Annotated in this window: 9 protein-coding genes; 5 read left to right on the forward strand and 4 right to left on the reverse strand. The window is 69.3% G+C overall.

What is annotated here, in order from left to right; all coding sequences use genetic code 11:
* Positions 1–135 precede the first annotated feature (135 nt).
* On the reverse strand, positions 136–1,059 hold the full coding sequence (locus AB0K14_RS12850) for an alpha/beta hydrolase (RefSeq protein WP_360449944.1): 924 nt from the start codon (positions 1,057–1,059) through the stop codon (positions 136–138).
* 136 nt (positions 1,060–1,195) lie between these two features.
* Here AB0K14_RS12850 and AB0K14_RS12855 point away from each other — a divergent pair, with 136 nt between their 5' ends.
* From AB0K14_RS12855 to fxsT, 4 genes are all read left to right on the forward strand, one after another.
* On the forward strand, positions 1,196–3,130 hold the full coding sequence (locus tag AB0K14_RS12855; protein ID WP_360450661.1) for an MDR family MFS transporter: 1,935 nt from the start codon (positions 1,196–1,198) through the stop codon (positions 3,128–3,130).
* A 153-nt stretch (positions 3,131–3,283) separates the two neighbouring features.
* The gene (locus AB0K14_RS12860) at positions 3,284–4,783 is read left to right on the forward strand and encodes a hypothetical protein (RefSeq protein WP_360449947.1); all 1,500 of its coding nucleotides are present in this window, start codon (positions 3,284–3,286) and stop codon (positions 4,781–4,783) included.
* A 21-nt stretch (positions 4,784–4,804) separates the two neighbouring features.
* Positions 4,805–5,860, forward strand: a complete 1,056-nt coding sequence (locus AB0K14_RS12865; protein ID WP_360449950.1) for a MoxR family ATPase — start codon at positions 4,805–4,807, stop codon at positions 5,858–5,860.
* A 54-nt stretch (positions 5,861–5,914) separates the two neighbouring features.
* The gene (fxsT, locus tag AB0K14_RS12870; protein ID WP_360449953.1) at positions 5,915–10,165 is read left to right on the forward strand and encodes an FxSxx-COOH system tetratricopeptide repeat protein; all 4,251 of its coding nucleotides are present in this window, start codon (positions 5,915–5,917) and stop codon (positions 10,163–10,165) included.
* On the opposite strand, the gene AB0K14_RS12875 is transcribed toward fxsT, so the two are convergent.
* The 3 genes from AB0K14_RS12875 to AB0K14_RS12885 all read right to left on the reverse strand — a co-directional run bounded on the left by AB0K14_RS12875 (position 10,162) and on the right by AB0K14_RS12885 (position 13,222).
* The gene (locus tag AB0K14_RS12875; protein WP_360449955.1) at positions 10,162–11,979 is read right to left on the reverse strand and encodes an HEXXH motif domain-containing protein; all 1,818 of its coding nucleotides are present in this window, start codon (positions 11,977–11,979) and stop codon (positions 10,162–10,164) included. The two genes, fxsT and AB0K14_RS12875, sit on opposite strands and share 4 nt — an antisense overlap.
* 37 nt (positions 11,980–12,016) lie before the next feature.
* Positions 12,017–12,181, reverse strand: a complete 165-nt coding sequence (locus tag AB0K14_RS12880; RefSeq protein ID WP_360449957.1) for a hypothetical protein — start codon at positions 12,179–12,181, stop codon at positions 12,017–12,019.
* A 138-nt stretch (positions 12,182–12,319) separates the two neighbouring features.
* Positions 12,320–13,222: a hypothetical protein gene (locus AB0K14_RS12885; RefSeq protein WP_360449960.1), complete on the reverse strand. Its 903-nt coding sequence runs from the start codon at positions 13,220–13,222 to the stop codon at positions 12,320–12,322.
* Between the two features lie 112 nt (positions 13,223–13,334).
* Here AB0K14_RS12885 and AB0K14_RS12890 point away from each other — a divergent pair, with 112 nt between their 5' ends.
* Positions 13,335–14,600, forward strand: coding sequence for a hemolysin family protein (locus AB0K14_RS12890; RefSeq protein ID WP_360449962.1), 1,266 nt, complete (start codon positions 13,335–13,337; stop codon positions 14,598–14,600).
* Positions 14,601–15,552 lie beyond the last annotated feature (952 nt).

Below are 15,552 nucleotides of genomic sequence, written 5' to 3' on the forward strand. Positions count from 1 at the left end.
CGTCGGCCTACTCCTGGCCACCGGCCAGGCACACACCCGACCAGCCCACCACAAGAAGGGCACCAAACCCCGCCGAACAGCTTAAACGGCAAGCTAAGGGGCACGCGGATCCCGCCGCGCGGGCGGCAGGCGGCCTCAGCCGACGTGGGCCGTGATCCAGCGGGTCAGGGTGTCGAGGTAGCCGGGCGCCAGGTGGCCGCCGTCGACGAGGACGCGGTGGTTGGCGCCCGGGAACACCTCGACGGTCAACGTCGCCCGCCGATCGCGGTCGGGGTGGGTGGCGGCGGCGGTGAACAGCTCGACGCTGTCGGCGACCGGGACCAGTTCGTCCGCACCACCGAAGATCGCCAGCTGCGGGCAGCGCAGGCGCAGCGCGTCCGGGACCGGGTCGTGGTCCAGCTTGCGCTTGATGCACTCCCAGAGGCGTTCGTCCACGTCGGCCCAGTACTCGGCGAACTCGGGTGGCGTCGCGGCGGCCTCGACCTGCCGGTTCGCCTCGGCCAGATCGGCGTCGCGTCGACCGGCCTCGACCACGCGGTCGTACGCGGCCAGAGCGGCGGCGACACCCTCCTCGGTGACGCCTTCCGTCCCGCGCAGCCAAGTGGCCAGGGCGTAGCGGTCCTGGACGCCGTAGGTCATGCCCGGGGTGCCGTTGGTGACCACCCACGGCACGTCGTCGCGCAGGGTGGCCGCGCGCAGGACCACCCCGCCGCCCTCGCTGTGGCCGAACAGCCCGGTGACCGCGGCTCGCACGCCGGGCCGACCGCGCAGGAAGTCCAGCGCGGCGGCGGCGTCGGCGGCCAGGTCGGCCGGCGTCGAGGCGAGCCAGTCACCGGATGAGCCGCCGACGCCGCGCTTGTCGTAGGACAGCACGGCGATCCCGGCCTCGACCAGGTGCGCGCGGATCGCCGGGAAGTGGGTGCCGTTGTTGCGATCGGACGGTCCCGAACCGCCGACCATGACCACGCCGGGCGCCGGTGCGCCGGTGTCGGGCACGGTCAGCGAACCGGCCAACGTCACCCCTGCACCGGCGAAGCTGATGTCGCGAGGGTTCCCCATGGGATCGAGTATCACCCGGCCGTGGTCGTGGCGGGCGGGGGCGCGACGGCGGTTTTAGGGTCGAGCCCGGGAGGTGCACGTGGTCGAACGGGTCGAGGTCGGGCGCGGCGCGCGTCGCGCCGTCGTCTCGGTGATCATGCTCGGGATGCTGCTCGCCGCGCTCGACCAGACGATCGTGGCGACCGCGCTGCCCACCATCGTCAGCGACCTCGGCGGCGGCGGGCACCTGTCCTGGGTGGTCACGTCCTACCTGCTCGCCGAGACGATCATGACCGCCCTGATCGGCAAGTTCGGCGACCTGTTCGGCCGGAAGCGGGCGTTCCTGGTCAGCGTCGCGCTGTTCCTCGTCGGCTCGTTCCTGTGCGGCTGGGCCGACTCGATGACCTGGCTCATCCTGGCCCGCGCGGTGCAGGGGCTCGGCGCGGGCGGGCTCATGGTCACCTCGGCCGCGGTCATCGCCGACGTGGTGCCGCTGTCCGAGCGCGGCAAGTACCAGGGGTTCATCGGCGCGGTGTTCGGCGTCGCCACGGTCGTCGGCCCGCTGCTCGGCGGCCTGTTCGTGGACCACCTCAGCTGGCGCTGGGCGTTCTACGTCAACCTGCCGCTCGGCGTGGTGGTGCTGGCCGTGGGGGCGTTCGCGCTGCCCGGCGTGCGCGGTGCCGGTCGGCAGAAGATCGACTACCTGGGCATCCTGCTGATCGGCCTGGCCGCGACCGGCCTCACCCTGGTCACCAGTTGGGGTGGCGTCGAGTACCCGTGGGCGTCGCCGACGATCATCGTGATGGCGGTCGGGTCGGTGATCGCGCTCGCCCTGTTCGTGGTCGTCGAGAACCGTGCGGCCGAACCGATGCTGCCCATGCGCCTGTTCCGCAGCCGTGTGTTCACCGTGTGCACGGTGCTCAGCTTCGTGGTCGGGTTCGCCATGCTCGGCGGTGTCACGTTCCTGCCGACCTACCTGCAGTACGTGCACGGCGCGTCGGCGACCCAGTCGGGGCTGGAGATGCTGCCGCTGGTGGTCGGCCTGCTGATCGCCTCCGTCACGACCGGCAACGTGATCAGCAAGACCGGCCGCTACCGGGTGTTCCCGCTGGTCGGCAGCCTGCTGATGGTCGGTGGGCTGCTCCTGCTGTCCCGGCTGGACCCGCAGACGTCGTTCTGGCAGGCGTCGGGGTACATGCTCGTGCTGGGTCTGGGCGTCGGCATGTGCATGCCGGTGGCGATGGTGGTCGTGCAGAGCACCAGCAGCTACGAGGACCTGGGCGTGGCCACGTCCGGCGTGAGCTTCCTGCGCACCCTGGGCAGCTCGTTCGGCGTGGCGGTCTTCGGCACGGTGTACGCGAGCAACCTGCCGGGCAACCTCGCCGCCGCCACCCCGCCGGGCGTCGACCCGGCCGCGGCGGCGAACGTGCAGGCCCTGCACGCCCTGCCCGAGCAGGTCAAGGCACCGATCATCGCCGCCTACGCGGACACCCTGCACCTGGTGTTCCTGTCCGCCGCGCCGGTCGCCGCGGTCGCGTTCCTGGTCGCCCTGTTCCTCAAGGAAGTCCCGCTGCGCGACACCGCCCGCGCGGCGGCGACCGAGGTGGGCGACAACTTCGCCGCGCCGCACACGGCGGACTCCGGTGACGAGTTGGAGAAGCTGGTCGCCCTGATCGTCAGCCGCGAGCGCCGCGACCCCACACCGGACGTGCTGAGGGACTCGGGCGTCCCCCTCACGCACGCGCAGGCGTGGCTGGTGGTGAAGGTGTTCCGGCAGAGCGTCGACCACGGTGCCGCCACCCTGGACCAGCTGGCCGAGACCACCGGCGTGCCGGCGGGCGTCTTCGAACCGGTGGCACGCCAGCTCCAGACCAGGGGCTACGTCACGGAGTCCGACGGCCACTACCGCTTCACACCTCAGGGCACCGAGGTGTTCACCGCCCTGGTCGCCGCCTGGCGCCGCTGGCTGCTGGTCAAGCTCACCGACTGGCACTGCGACGACGTCGAGTTCACCGACGCGGTCGACCGCGTCGCCACCGACCTGACCACCAGCGGCCGCGCCCTGACCCGCCACCCGGCCACCGTCGGCTGACCGCATTTTGCGGTTGTTCCCGGTGTGGACGTTCGTGGGTATTGCGTAATTCCGTCGGATACCACACCATCACTATTCACCGGTTCGTGTGCTCGCTGATCTGCCTCGAACGGGTCTGGTCGGTCTGCCGGAGGGACGCGGAAGGACAGGCTCGTGGGATTCGCACCGGGGCACCAGGCTGTGCAGCTACGGATCCAGCGGGACGTCGTGGACGCGTTGGAAGGCACTGCGGCACTGCGGACCGACGGCGGCAGGCAATTGCTGGTCGACCTGCTTTCCGACGTCTTCGCCGGCACCGTGTTCCTGCGCGCGCAATTCGCCAGTCGGGTGCAGTTGGTCGACCTGGTCAGACACTGCTGTGCACTCCCCGGTGGGCTCCACTCGCTCGCCGCGGGTGTCGCCATGCTGGAACCCGGGGCGGTCACGCTCCCGACCCTGATGGTTTCGGCGGACGAGTGGGAGGCCTTGAGCGCCCTGCCGATCGAGGACTGGCACGAACTGCGAGCCTCGCTGCTCCTCGTGCGGCTCGCCGGCGACGAGCACGCGGAGCGCATCCGGCTTCGAGGGCTGCTGCGCTTGTGCACCGAGTCACGGATGGACGAGCTCCCCGATCACTGCCGATGGGTGTGGGAGACATTCCTTCACCTGGCAGGTGTGAACAGCGCTCCGGACTCCCCTCCGCCCGCGTTGATCTTCCTCGGTCGGGTGGCCGACGAGGTCCGGGATCTGGTGCTGGGCGCAGAATTGCGGAACTGGGTCCGACGCTGGTCCGACTCACTCGGCTTGAGGTCGCCGGAGTCCCGGCAGGCCGAGCCGTGGCGGGATATGGGCGAGATCGTGGTCTCCGTCGATGTCGACCTGGTGATCCAGTTCGATCCTGACCCCACGGATCGTGACCGCTTCCTGGTGTCCCACTGGCGCAATTGGGGCACGCGCGGCCCGCACTCCGCCCGGCGTGGCGACACGATCGTCGATCGCGTCGACCTCGAACGCGAGGTCGACCGGTTGATCTCCGAACTGGAGGTGGAGTTGGGCAGTTCCCCCGAAGCGTCCGACGCCGGCCAGATCTTCCTCGTCTTCGTCGTGCCCTGGGAAATGCTGAACGTGCCGGTCGAGTTCTGGCGCAAGGCCTCGATGTCCGAGGACGCCGTTCCGCTGGCGGTGGACCACCCCGTCGTGCTCAGCAGCCTGGAGCGGATGCGGGCCGTCCGTCACCGGTTGGCCTGGAAGCAGCGGTGGCGCTTGTTGTCCAGCCGTCCGTCCACCTGCCGCGCCTACTGGAGCAGGCCGAGCGGGGGCGAGTACTTCACCCGGCTCGCGGCGGACCTGAGCGACGACCACATCGCCTCTCTGGTGCTCAGCGAGCCACCTGCGAACCTCGCCGGCATCGCGTGGCGGGAGATGGCCATGGCTTTCCGAGCTGGAATACCCGCGATCATCTGGGATCGTGAGGACTGCGCGGACGACGGTTTCCGCGCGGCGATCGCCGCCGTGCACGCCGACGGCGACGAGATCGCCGGACTGCCTCGGCGCATTGCGGCTTTGCGCCGGGAGGCGCTTCGAGTGGATCCGGACCAACGCCATGCCGGACGTCGTCTTGCAGTACTGTGGGACGACCCTGACCGACTTCCGGAGTCCGCTAGCGCCTGGTGAGGCCCAGAGAGGGTATTTTCGATGGGGTTGGACAGCGCGGCCGACGAACCGGCCGAATTATCGTCTGGCGGGCGCGGTGCGGTACCCGATTGGTGGATATATCGAGGTGTCGGACGAGTCCTGACCGCCGAAGAACGCGATTCGAGGTGGCCCAAGCCGCCATCGTGGCGCAGATTCACCGGTGGTCCCGATCTGCCCGTTCCCGAGTTCGATGCTGTCGAAGCCCAGCGTCGACTGGGTCACCACATGTTCAATTCCCTCGACTACGGGGTGCTGGAGAAGATCAATTCGGCGATCCTGCTCGCCCGGCCGCTGGTGGTGGTCGGTAAACCAGGTGTGGGCAAGTCCAGCCTGGCCTACTCGATCGCGCGCGAACTCGGGTTGGGGCGAGTGCTCCGATGGGGTATCACCAGTAGGTCGACGGTCAAGTCCGGGCACTACGAGTACGACGCGATCGGGCGCGTGCACGCGATGAGCCTGAAGGAGAAGAACAACGACGACATCGGGAACTTCGTCCAACTCGGACCACTCGGCACGGCCCTGCTCCCGCACCGGCTGCCCAGGGTCCTGCTGATCGACGAGATGGACAAATCCGACGTCCACTTGGTGAACGACCTGCTCGGCTCGCTCGAAGAGGGCGAATTCAGGATCCCGGAACTGGAACGCTTCCACGAACCGGTCGTGGTCGTGCGGACCGCCGACCCGGGTGCCCGAGCGCCGATCACGGGCGGCAGGGTGGTGTGCCACGCCTTCCCCTTGATCATCATCACGAGCAACGGGGACCAGGACTTCCCGCCGGCCTTCCTTCGGCGCTGCCTGTACGTCGAACTCCCCGAGCCCGGCGTCGAGCAGTTGGCGGACATGGTCGCCGCGCACTTCCCCGATGAGGCGGAAGAACTGGCGGCCGGCCTGGCTGGTCAGTTCGACGCCGTTCGCGCCGAACACGGCGGTCATCTCGCCGTTGACCTCCTGCTCAACGCCGTGCACGTGATCCGCGCCCAAACGCCGTCCGGCCTGGACCGGAACCAGGCGGAGGCGATGGTGCGCGCCATCGTGAACCGGCTGTCGCCCGAATGACGACCGCCACCGCGCTTCCGCCGAGCCGAGGGTGACTATCTGTCGGAGTGGTCAATGGATGGCAGGGAAGCGGGTTCTCCCGGGCTCACCGCGCGTGAGATAGCGGATGCGTTGTGGCTGCTGACCGGGGGTCGGGCAAGTGATCCGGTCCCGACGACGAACGAGGAGGACGCGCGGCTGCGGGGAGCCCGGCGGCCTGCGCGGTCCGCCGACGAGCAGCCACCGCGAAGCCCTGAGAGCACGCGGCCCGGCCCGCCCGGACCGGAGATGACGACGACGGGCGGCATGGCGGCGGTCGGTTTCGACACCGCACCGCTGGTGGGCGGTTCGGGCAAGCGCGGAGTGCCGCGCCTCGACCAAGTCACCTCAGCCCGGGGCGTGCAGCACGCTTTGCGATCCTTCCGCCAGGAGACCCCGTCGGCCGACGAGTGGGAGTTCGACGAGGAGGCCACGGCTGTCGGCGCGGTGCTCGACCAGCGGTGGCTGCCGGTCTACCGGCCGGCCGCGGAATTGCGCTGGGACGCCGTCCTGGTGGTCGACGACAGCCCCTCGATGGCGCTGTGGCAGGCGACCGTGGACTCGTTCGCACGGACGCTGGTCAAACAGGCGGTGTTCCGCAACGTGCACCTTCGGAGGTTCGGCGAGGAGCCCAACGGCAGGATCGTCGTTCGTGGCACGGGCACCCGAGCGACTCCCAGGAGCATCTCCGAGGTGGTCGACCCGGCCGGTCGACGCATCGTGTTGGTCATGACCGATGGCGTGAGCGCGATGTGGCGGTCCGGTAGCGCCTTCCGCGCACTGCGGACCTGGGGTTCGGCTCATCCGGTGGCGCTCGTTCACGTCCTCTCCTGGCCGATCGTGCAGAGGATGGGAATCGAGATCCACCGGCTGAGGCTGAAGTCACCGGTGCCCGGCGCGCCGAACTCGCGGCTGAACTGGGTGCCGCAGTCTCCCGCGCCGGGAGTGTTCGACGACCTCGAAGACGCCATGCCGGTCTGCGTCCTGGGGTTGGGACCGGTCGACGTCGAGCGGTGGGCCCGGATGACCACTTCCGCCACGACAGGGGCCGACCTGGCCGCGATCCTGATCCCGCAAGCGCCCGTCAGTCCGGGTCCACCGGACGCTGAGCGCACGCCGGCGGTGCTCGTCGGTCTTTTCCGGGCCACCGCGTCGCCGGAGGCGTTCGAACTCGCCACCCATCTCGCGGCGGCGCCGCTCGACCTCGAAGTGATGTCCTTCCTGCGAGCTCGCCTGGTGACCGTTTCGAGAACCGAGCACCTCACGGAGTTTCTGGGCAGCCCTTTGGTGGTGGACGCGAAGCACTCGGCGGGAACCGGCGAACCTGAACGGGTCATATTCGAGTTCGCGACCGGTGTGCGTGAGGAGTTGCTCGCTTTCAGCCGCCGGACATCGACACTGCGTGTCCGTGCTGCCGTACACCATCACCTGGCCGAAGAACTGCCCGTGTTCCGCCGGATCCTCGACGGCAGTTCCAGCGAGGAAGCGCCGGGTACGCGTTTGCTCGCGCGGCAGTTCTTCCAGGCCGAACTGGCGGCGACCCGAGCGTTGTCGGGGCCTTATACCGCGGCGGCTGCGGAAATCGGTCGGCTGCTCGATGGAGACCTCCTACGCGAGCACAGCACGTCACGGTCGCCGGTCAGGCCCACAGGTGTGGACGCGACCTCGGATCGGACCGCGACACCATCGGAACCGCTCCGTCGGGGTGGTCACCCGTCGCTGTCCGCCGGAGCGGCTACGACGGGTGGTCGGGGCGGCCGTCCGGTTGCCTCGGCCCACCGGGCCGCACCGATTTTCGGTGGAGTGCCGCCGCGCGATCCGAGATTCACGGGACGGGACGACCTGTTGAGGGCACTCGACGAGCGACTGGTGCCGGGAATCGTCACCGCCGCTGAGCCCGAGGTGCTGCACGGCCCGGGTGGCGTCGGGAAATCAGAACTGGCGATCGAGTACGTCTACCGCAATCAAGCCAATTTTGACGTTGTGTGGTGGATACCGGCCGAGCGAACCGTCAAGATCGCGAATTCGCTCATGGAACTGGGATTGCGACTCGGTCTCGATGTGGGGATCGAGTCCAATGCTGCGGTGCAGTCGGTGCTCGACGCGCTCAAAGGCCAGCCCCGGTACAACGTTCCGTCGAACTGGTTGCTGGTGTTCGACAACGCGCGCAGCCCTCAGGCGATAGAGCCGTACCTGCCCATCGGAGGGCCTGGTCGCATCCTGGTCGCTTCACGTGATCCTCGATGGTTGAGCGCGGCACGGTGCCTTGACGTCACGGTCTTCCAACGCGCCGAAAGCGTGCAGTTGCTGTGCCGGCGTGACCCCGCACTGAGCGACGTGGATGCGGATCGCCTGGCGCAGGCGTTGGGCGACCTGCCGCTCGCCGTCGCGCAGGCGGCGGCGTGGCGCATCGAGACGGGCATGCCCGCCGGTGAGTACTTGGACCTGCTCGCTGAGAAACAACTTGAGCTGGGTGACGTCACCGAGACACTCGATTATCCCCAGTTCGTCGCGGCGATGTGGAACCTGTCGCTCGGCGAGCTCAAGCGCAAGAATCCCTCGGCGTTCCGGTTGCTCCAAGTGTGCGCCTTCCTGGCACCGGAGCCGATCAACCGCACGATGTTCACCTACAGCCGCAACATCACCGGCGTGCCGAACGAGCTGTCCCGGGTGCTCCGCGACCGCTTGCGGCTCAACGAGGCCATCCGCGACGCGAACCGCTTCGCGTTGGTGCGCGTGGACCACCGCACGAACTCCATCGAGCTGCACCGCCTCGTGCAAGCCGTGCTCATCAGCCAGATGAGCGAGGACGAACGCGTGACCATGCGCAACGCCGCACACCTGATGCTCAGCGAAAACGACCCGGACGGACCGGAAGAGCCGGACAACTGGCCGGTCTACGTGGACCTGAGCGCGCACCTGTCCGCCTCCAACGCCTACGAGAGCGATGCCGAGCCGGTCCGATCGCTGCTCTACAACCAGGTGCAGTTCTTCTACCGGTGGGGTGATCACAAGCGCAGTGCCGAGTTGGCCGAGAGGATCTACCGGATCTGGTTGGAGCGGCTGGGGGAGGACCACCCGGAGACCTTGCGGATGGGTCGTTGGTACGGCTTCATGCTCTGGGCGCAGGGCCGGTACGCCGAGGCGACTCCGCTGAACCTGGAACTGCTGGAGCGGCACCGCCGTACCTTCGGCGAAGAGCACGAGGAGACCATCCAGGCGATTGGCCAGGTCGCGGCGGACAAGCGGGCGGAGGGGGACTTCGTCGGCGCGCTGGAGCTGTCGAAGCGCAGCTACGACATCTGCGTCCGCTACCTCGGCGACGAGGACCCGGTGACCCTGAACGCGGCGCACAACCTGGGCGTGAACCTCCGCCTCGTCGGGGACTTCACCTCCGCCGTCAAGCTCGACGCCGACACGTGGGACCGCAGGGTCCAGATCTACGGCCAGGAGCACGAGGTGCCCCTCTTCACCCAGGTGGGCCTCACCCTCGACAAGCGGGAGCTCGGCAACTACCGGGAGGCGGCCGCCGAGCATGAGGAGATCATGCGCATGTACGAACGGCTCAGCGTGGGGAGACCGCTCAACCCGACCTGGCTCCGCGCCCTGCGCCACTTCGCTGTGATGCGCCGCAAGGCAGGTGACCACGGGGGCGCGATGACTGCGGCGGAGACGGCGTACGACGGCCTGCGGCGACGGTACGACCTCGACCACCCCGAAACGTTGGCCGCCGCGTTGGCCCGTTCCATCGAGCTGAGGCACCTGGGCCGTCTGGAGCAGGCCGCGCAACTCTCGCAAGACACGCTGACCCGGTACGGAAGGACGTTGGGCCCTCATCACCCGCACACTCTGTCTGCGGCCGTCAATGTGGCGATCGTGCGCCGTTTGATGGGGGACTTGGAAGGCGCACGCCGACAGGACGAGGCGGCCCTGGACGGTTTCCTCGCCCGGCTGGGTGACGACCATCCCTCCACCCTGATCACCCGTATCAACCTGGCCAGCGACCTGCACGCCGTGGGCGAGGTGCAAGCTGCTCACGACGCCGACGCCGAGACCCTGAGCCGCGCGACCGCGGTCTTCGGTGCGGAGCACCCCACGACGCTGGCGTGCCGTACGAACCTCGCGCACGACTTGCGTTCCCTCGGGCGAACGGACGAAGCGGGCCTGATGCGGAGACGAGCGGTGGACCTCATGCGCGCACGGCTCGGGAGTCACCACCCCGCGGTGACCGAACTCAGTGATCCAGAGGCGCGTGCGAACTGCGACATCGACCCGATGCCGCTCTAGTCGTCCCCTCCCAGCCATGCGGCGAGGCGCTCGACGTCCGGCATGCCACCGGCTGCGGTGATCGCTTCCCGCACCGCGCGGACCAGGTGCGGGTGTTCGAGCAACGCCCTGGAAGCCGGGCCGGGGGACAGGTGGCGCACCGCGAGTCCGAAACCGGACCACGCGCCCGGCCGGGTCGATCCCGCGCCGAGTTCCGCCGCGTACAGCGCGTGCGCCCGCTCGTGCTCTCCCGCCACGAGGGCGAAGTCCGCCTCCGTCAGATCCGCAGCCACTTCCCGCACGTGTTCCGAGGAGCCTGATCGCATGGCCTCGAACTCCGCGCGGCCGGTGAGCAGGACCCGGATGAGGATCGCCTTGGCGTCCAACCTGGGCGGCGTGGCAGCGCCGGCCACGACCGGGCGATGGTCGGAGGTCGGCGCGGGCTCATCCGCGAACCAGCGTTCGGCGCACTCCAGCACGTGCGCTCGCGGCGGGTGGAGGTGGGTGGCACGCCAGGCCGCGCGGTGGTCCAGGGCAGCCGTCTCGGCGGCCGAGAGCAGTTCTGCCGGTACCTCCAGGTCCAGCAGTGCCGTCAGTCGTTCCGCGAGGACGCCCGCGAACCTCTTCCCGGGCTCGGTCAGTGATGGATGACGGCGGAGCGCGTCGAGCGCTTCCCCGACTTGTCCCCGCAACAGGGCGAAGTCGAAGTGCATCAGGGCGGCTTCTCCTCCGGTCGAGTGCCCGCGTTGCCGCGCCAAGAACTCGACGACGGACAGGAAGGCGTTCACCCCCTGGTACAGGCCGGCGACCGGACGGGCGTCGTCGCGCCACGGCGCGTAGCAGGCGGCGGCCGAATCGACGCTGGTCAAGGGCGCCAACTGGCCAATCGCGTTCAGTTTGCTGTGCTGGTACTCGTGCACCATCGTCATCGCCAGGTGCGCGGCGTCGTGCGGTTCGGAGATGATCGCGGCGCCATAGCCGTCGCCGACCGAGCCGCTGTGCGACCGGAAGCGGAAGACGGTCGAGCGGGGAGTGATCATCGACAAGCCGTCGGCCAGTTCCCGTGCCTGGTGCGGGTGGTGCCGCTCCAGGAGCGTCCACGCTCCGGTGAAGATCGACTGCCACCGCGCCACCGCCGCACCGGACAGAGGCGTGGGGCGTTCGGGGATCGCCAAGCCCCGGTACGGCCCGGTGTCGTCCAAGTGGACGCGTGGCGCGGTGGAACCGACTTCACCTCGGAGGATGTGATCCGGCTGCCACTCGACCGGGTGGGCATCGCCCGAGCTGGTCTTCACCGTCAACCCCGACGCATCCGACACCAGCGTGCAGTGACCCCATTCGGCGGCATCGGGCACTCGTGCCGCGCCCAAGCCGGGAAGCACCGCGACGCCCTCCCACAGGGGGATTCCCAGGGTGAAGCGCAGTCCTGCGGCGACGCCGCCCGCGGCGGCCAACAGGTGCAGTTGGCCGATGTGGAACCACAGGGGTGCGGGGTCGGTCACCCGGCCCCGCATGCGGCGCAGGAGGTGCGCCGACCAGACGCCGACCTGCGGACGTGACAGCAGGTCCGCCACCGCCTCAGGTCGGGTGCGCTCGGCCGCGACCAGGAGTTCCCACGCCTCGTCCACCGGGGGTATCGGACTGCTCGGCGAGCGGTGTCCGCGGGCGTGGTGCAGCACCAGTCGCAGGGCGAGCAGCCGTCTCGTCCTCCCGACGCCGCGCAGCAGGGCCATGCTGCCGTCGTCGGGTCGACCGGAGGCCAAGGCGTCCAACTGGGCCAGGGTGATCCCGTGGTTGAGCAGCGGTATCCCGCTCGGCGGGTTCGAGCCTGGCACCTCGTTCGCCTTTCGCCGTGGTCGTGGAGCTCGCCGGTCAGGAGTCGTGGCCTCCTACGCTGCTGCTGGCGTGGTCGACCTGCCTGAGGAAGCGCTCGGTCGACGGGGAGAGCACCTCGGCGTCCAACGCGTCCAGCGCGTCGAGAGGGACGTCCGTCAGGTCGAGCAGGCCGGAGTCGATGCGGATTGGCGATTCATCCACTGGCTGGCCTCCCGAGACGGCCACAGGTAGGGCGGTTCTGACGCCGCGAGGAACGACTTCCGAGAGCATGGCTGAGTGTAAAGTCACGGAAACGGAGCGGGAGAGGCGCATGGCGGTACCCCGTGACGTCAGTGGCAACTATGCGCCGCCGGTCCGCTGTGCCAGCAGGGTGTCGAGTTCGGCCATGGCGGACGTGCCGTCGGCGTAGAAGCGGACCGCTTCCTGCAACGCCTTGAGCCCGTTCGGGTACTGCGCACACGTCCGGACGATGCTGACCGTGTCCGCTCGATCAGAGCTGTGTCGGGGGACGGAAGCGGCGAAGGGCAGTTCACGGAGCACCAGGTCTCGTCCTTCCCGGGTGTCGAACCCGGGGGCACGCAGCAGGACGGCGACGATCGTGCCCAGGTCGGCCAGGCTGAGAGGAGCCTGCGGGGAACCGGAGGTCGACCGCTCGACGGCGACGGGTTCCCCGTCCACCAGGCGCACCCACACCCGCGCGTGCACCTCTTTCACGTCGGCATCGGCCTGCCGGTACGCGTCCGGGCGCGCGGCGGGCTGGTGGCGGACCACGGACTGGTAGAACGGGTCCGAGGCGATCAGCACCAGCGTGGCCGTGGACTCGCGCAGTGCCCGCTTGGCCTCGGCCGCGTCCAGGATGCGGTAGGTGAAGATCATCTCGGCGCTGGTCTTGCCGTGCCCGTCGTAGTGCACTTCGCCTGCGTGCACGGCCATCCGCAGGCGCAGGCGTGCCCCGGTGGCGTGCACGTGGTTGTGCTCGCGCAGCGCGGCTGCCAGGCGTTCGGGCAGTCGGTCGACCAGGATGCCCTTGGGGGTGTCGGCGGGCAGCAGCACCATCACGCTGTCCCCGACGTCGTCCGAGGCGTCGTCGTCCCATGGCAGGCCGCAGTCGGCGAAGGCAGTCGTCAGCACCTCGTACAGGCCGTCACGCACGGCGGTGCGCTGCCTCGACGTCCTCGTCTCGGCCCCGTAGCCCTCGACGTCGACCACGACGAATGAACGATGGTGCCCCGCTGATCCCATAGGACCTCCCCGAGACGGTTGTAGCCCAGGAGGACCACCGGGTGGGAGTGCCGCCACTCGAAATGACCAATCTCCGGTTGCGGGGTGGACCGGTTCGGGTATGGAGTCGGGTGTGGACGGGTACGGGTGGACGATTGCGCTGGTCGCGGTGCTGGTGTTGCTGAACGCGCTGTTCGCGGGCAGCGAGATGGCGTTGATCAGCCTGCGCGAGGGCCAGTTGCGGTCGCTGGAGCGCGACGACCGGGCGTCGGCGAGGACGCTGGTGCGGCTGGCCCGCGACCCGAACCGGTTCCTGGCCACCATCCAGATCGGCATCACCTTGGCCGGGTTCCTGGCCTCGGCGACCGCGGCGGTGTCGTTGGCCGCGCCGCTGGTGCCGGTGCTGTCGTTCCTCGGCGACGGGGCGAACGCGGTGGCGATCGCCCTGGTCACGGTCGTGCTGACGTTCCTGACCCTGGTGTTCGGCGAGCTCGCGCCCAAGCGGCTGGCGATGCAGTACGCGCTGCGCTGGGCGTTGCTGGTGGCACGGCCGCTGCACGTGCTGTCGGCCGCCTCACGGCCGGCGGTGTGGCTGTTGAGCGCGTCCACGAACGTGGTGGTCCGGCTGTTCGGCGGCAAGCCGGACGCGGAGTCGGAGCAGATGTCGTCCGAAGAGCTGCGCGAGCTGGTCTCCGCCCAACGGGGACTCAACGCCGAGCAGCGCATGATCATCACCGGCGCGTTGGAGATCGACGAACGCCGGTTGCGCGCGGTGCTGGTGCCGCGGCGGGCGGTGGTCACGCTGGACGCCGACCTGGACGTGCCGACCGCCCGCGCCGAGCTGGCCGCCTCCGGCCACTCCCGCGCGCCCGTCGCCCGCGGCGGGCACCTGGACGACGTCGTGGGCGTCGTGCACCTGCGTGACCTGCTCGAAGACGACGCCAAGCTGGTCGACGTGGCCCGACCGCCGGTGGTGTTCCCCGACTCGGTGCGGGTGTCCGACGCGCTGCGCCGGTTCAAGGCCGAACGCGAGCAGCTCGGCCTGGTCGTGGACGAGCACGGCGCGGTCGACGGCATCATCACGCTCGAAGACCTGCTGGAGGAGATCGTCGGCGAGATCCTGGACGAGACCGACCGCGACGTGATGGCGGTGCGCAACGCCGCGGACGGCTCGCTGGTGCTGCCCGGCACCTTCCCCATGCACGACCTGGTCGACCTGGGGATCGAACTGCCCGACGCGCCCGAGGGCGACTACGCCACCGTCGCGGGCCTGGTGCTGGTGGTGCTCGGCCGCATCCCCGAGGGGCCCGGTGACCGGATCACCGTGTCCGGCTGGAACGTCGAGGTGCTGAAGGTCGAGCACCACGCCATCACCTCCGTGCGCCTGCGGAAGGGCTGAAGCCCGTCCCCGGGTGGGGGCGGGACGACGGGTCGACGGCCAGGCGGCGACCTGTGCCGGCGGGATCCCGATCATCACCTGGGACCGGGAGGACTGTTCCGGCGGCTGTTCACGCGAAGCCGTGACCTACCTGCTTCCCTCCGGTGAGGCGCGTCGGTCACCGGACCTGTCCACCTGCGCCTAGACCCGCTGTCGGCAGTGACACCGATGAGCCGCATGTCGCCCGTGGTCTTGCCGTATTGTGGGATGACGCACAGCGTCTACCGGAACCACTGACCTTGAACAGGGTTCGCAGGGAGGTATCCGACCTTGCCTTACCGGTGCGCTGGCACGCTATTCACCGGCCTTGCCGATTTCCGGCTCGGTCCGGCATTCACCTGAATGGCCACTCTTCCGTTCGTCGAATCGGTCCTCAGTGGGCCGTTCTTGCTGCGGCGGAAGGAACGGGTGATCCTTCATGGGCCCTTGTTCCCATCCCGTCGAACTTGGCCCCGGTCGCCCCGGCACTACCCGGCCGACGTGTGGTGCAGTGCCGCTGAGCTGTTCGCGGCACCGGACCGCGGGGTCGAAGGCGGTATTCGACGCGGCCGCGACTCGTCCTCGTGGTTCGTTCCACCCCTGAACGAAGAGTCGGTATCACCCTCGCGCGATTGTGGCACCGCCACCCGCGGCCCGAAGCGGACCGGGCAGTGCGGTCGGCCTGGTTCGGACTGCACCTGCGGAATTCCAAGTCGGGCGGTACCCCGAGTCATGCCGAAGCCGGTGGTCGGCAATGATGGGTCGATCGGGGATTCGGAGAGCGGAAGGCGACCGAACACGTGTTCTCAATGACACGGTTCGTCGTTGCGGAATGCAGGAGGAGTCGAGGTGACGGCTACCGAGCCGGAGATAAGGGGAAACATCCTCGCACCGCCCGTCTTCGGTGGGGTGCCGCCGAGGAACGTGAACTTCA

This window comes from Actinosynnema sp. NPDC050801, assembly GCF_040673975.1.
In the GTDB taxonomy this organism is placed as follows: Bacteria; Actinomycetota; Actinomycetes; order Mycobacteriales; family Pseudonocardiaceae; genus Actinosynnema.

What these genes read in the sequence shown, in the direction of transcription:
- AB0K14_RS12850 (WP_360449944.1), bottom strand. Translation starts at nt 1,059, where the DNA reads ATGGGGAACCCTCGCGACATCAGCTTCGCCGGTGCAGGGGTGACGTTG.
- AB0K14_RS12855 (WP_360450661.1), top strand. Translation starts at nt 1,196, where the DNA reads ATGCTCGGGATGCTGCTCGCCGCGCTCGACCAGACGATCGTGGCGACC.
- AB0K14_RS12865 (WP_360449950.1), top strand. Translation starts at nt 4,805, where the DNA reads ATGGGGTTGGACAGCGCGGCCGACGAACCGGCCGAATTATCGTCTGGC.
- fxsT (WP_360449953.1), top strand. Translation starts at nt 5,915, where the DNA reads ATGGATGGCAGGGAAGCGGGTTCTCCCGGGCTCACCGCGCGTGAGATA.
- AB0K14_RS12885 (WP_360449960.1), bottom strand. Translation starts at nt 13,222, where the DNA reads ATGGGATCAGCGGGGCACCATCGTTCATTCGTCGTGGTCGACGTCGAG.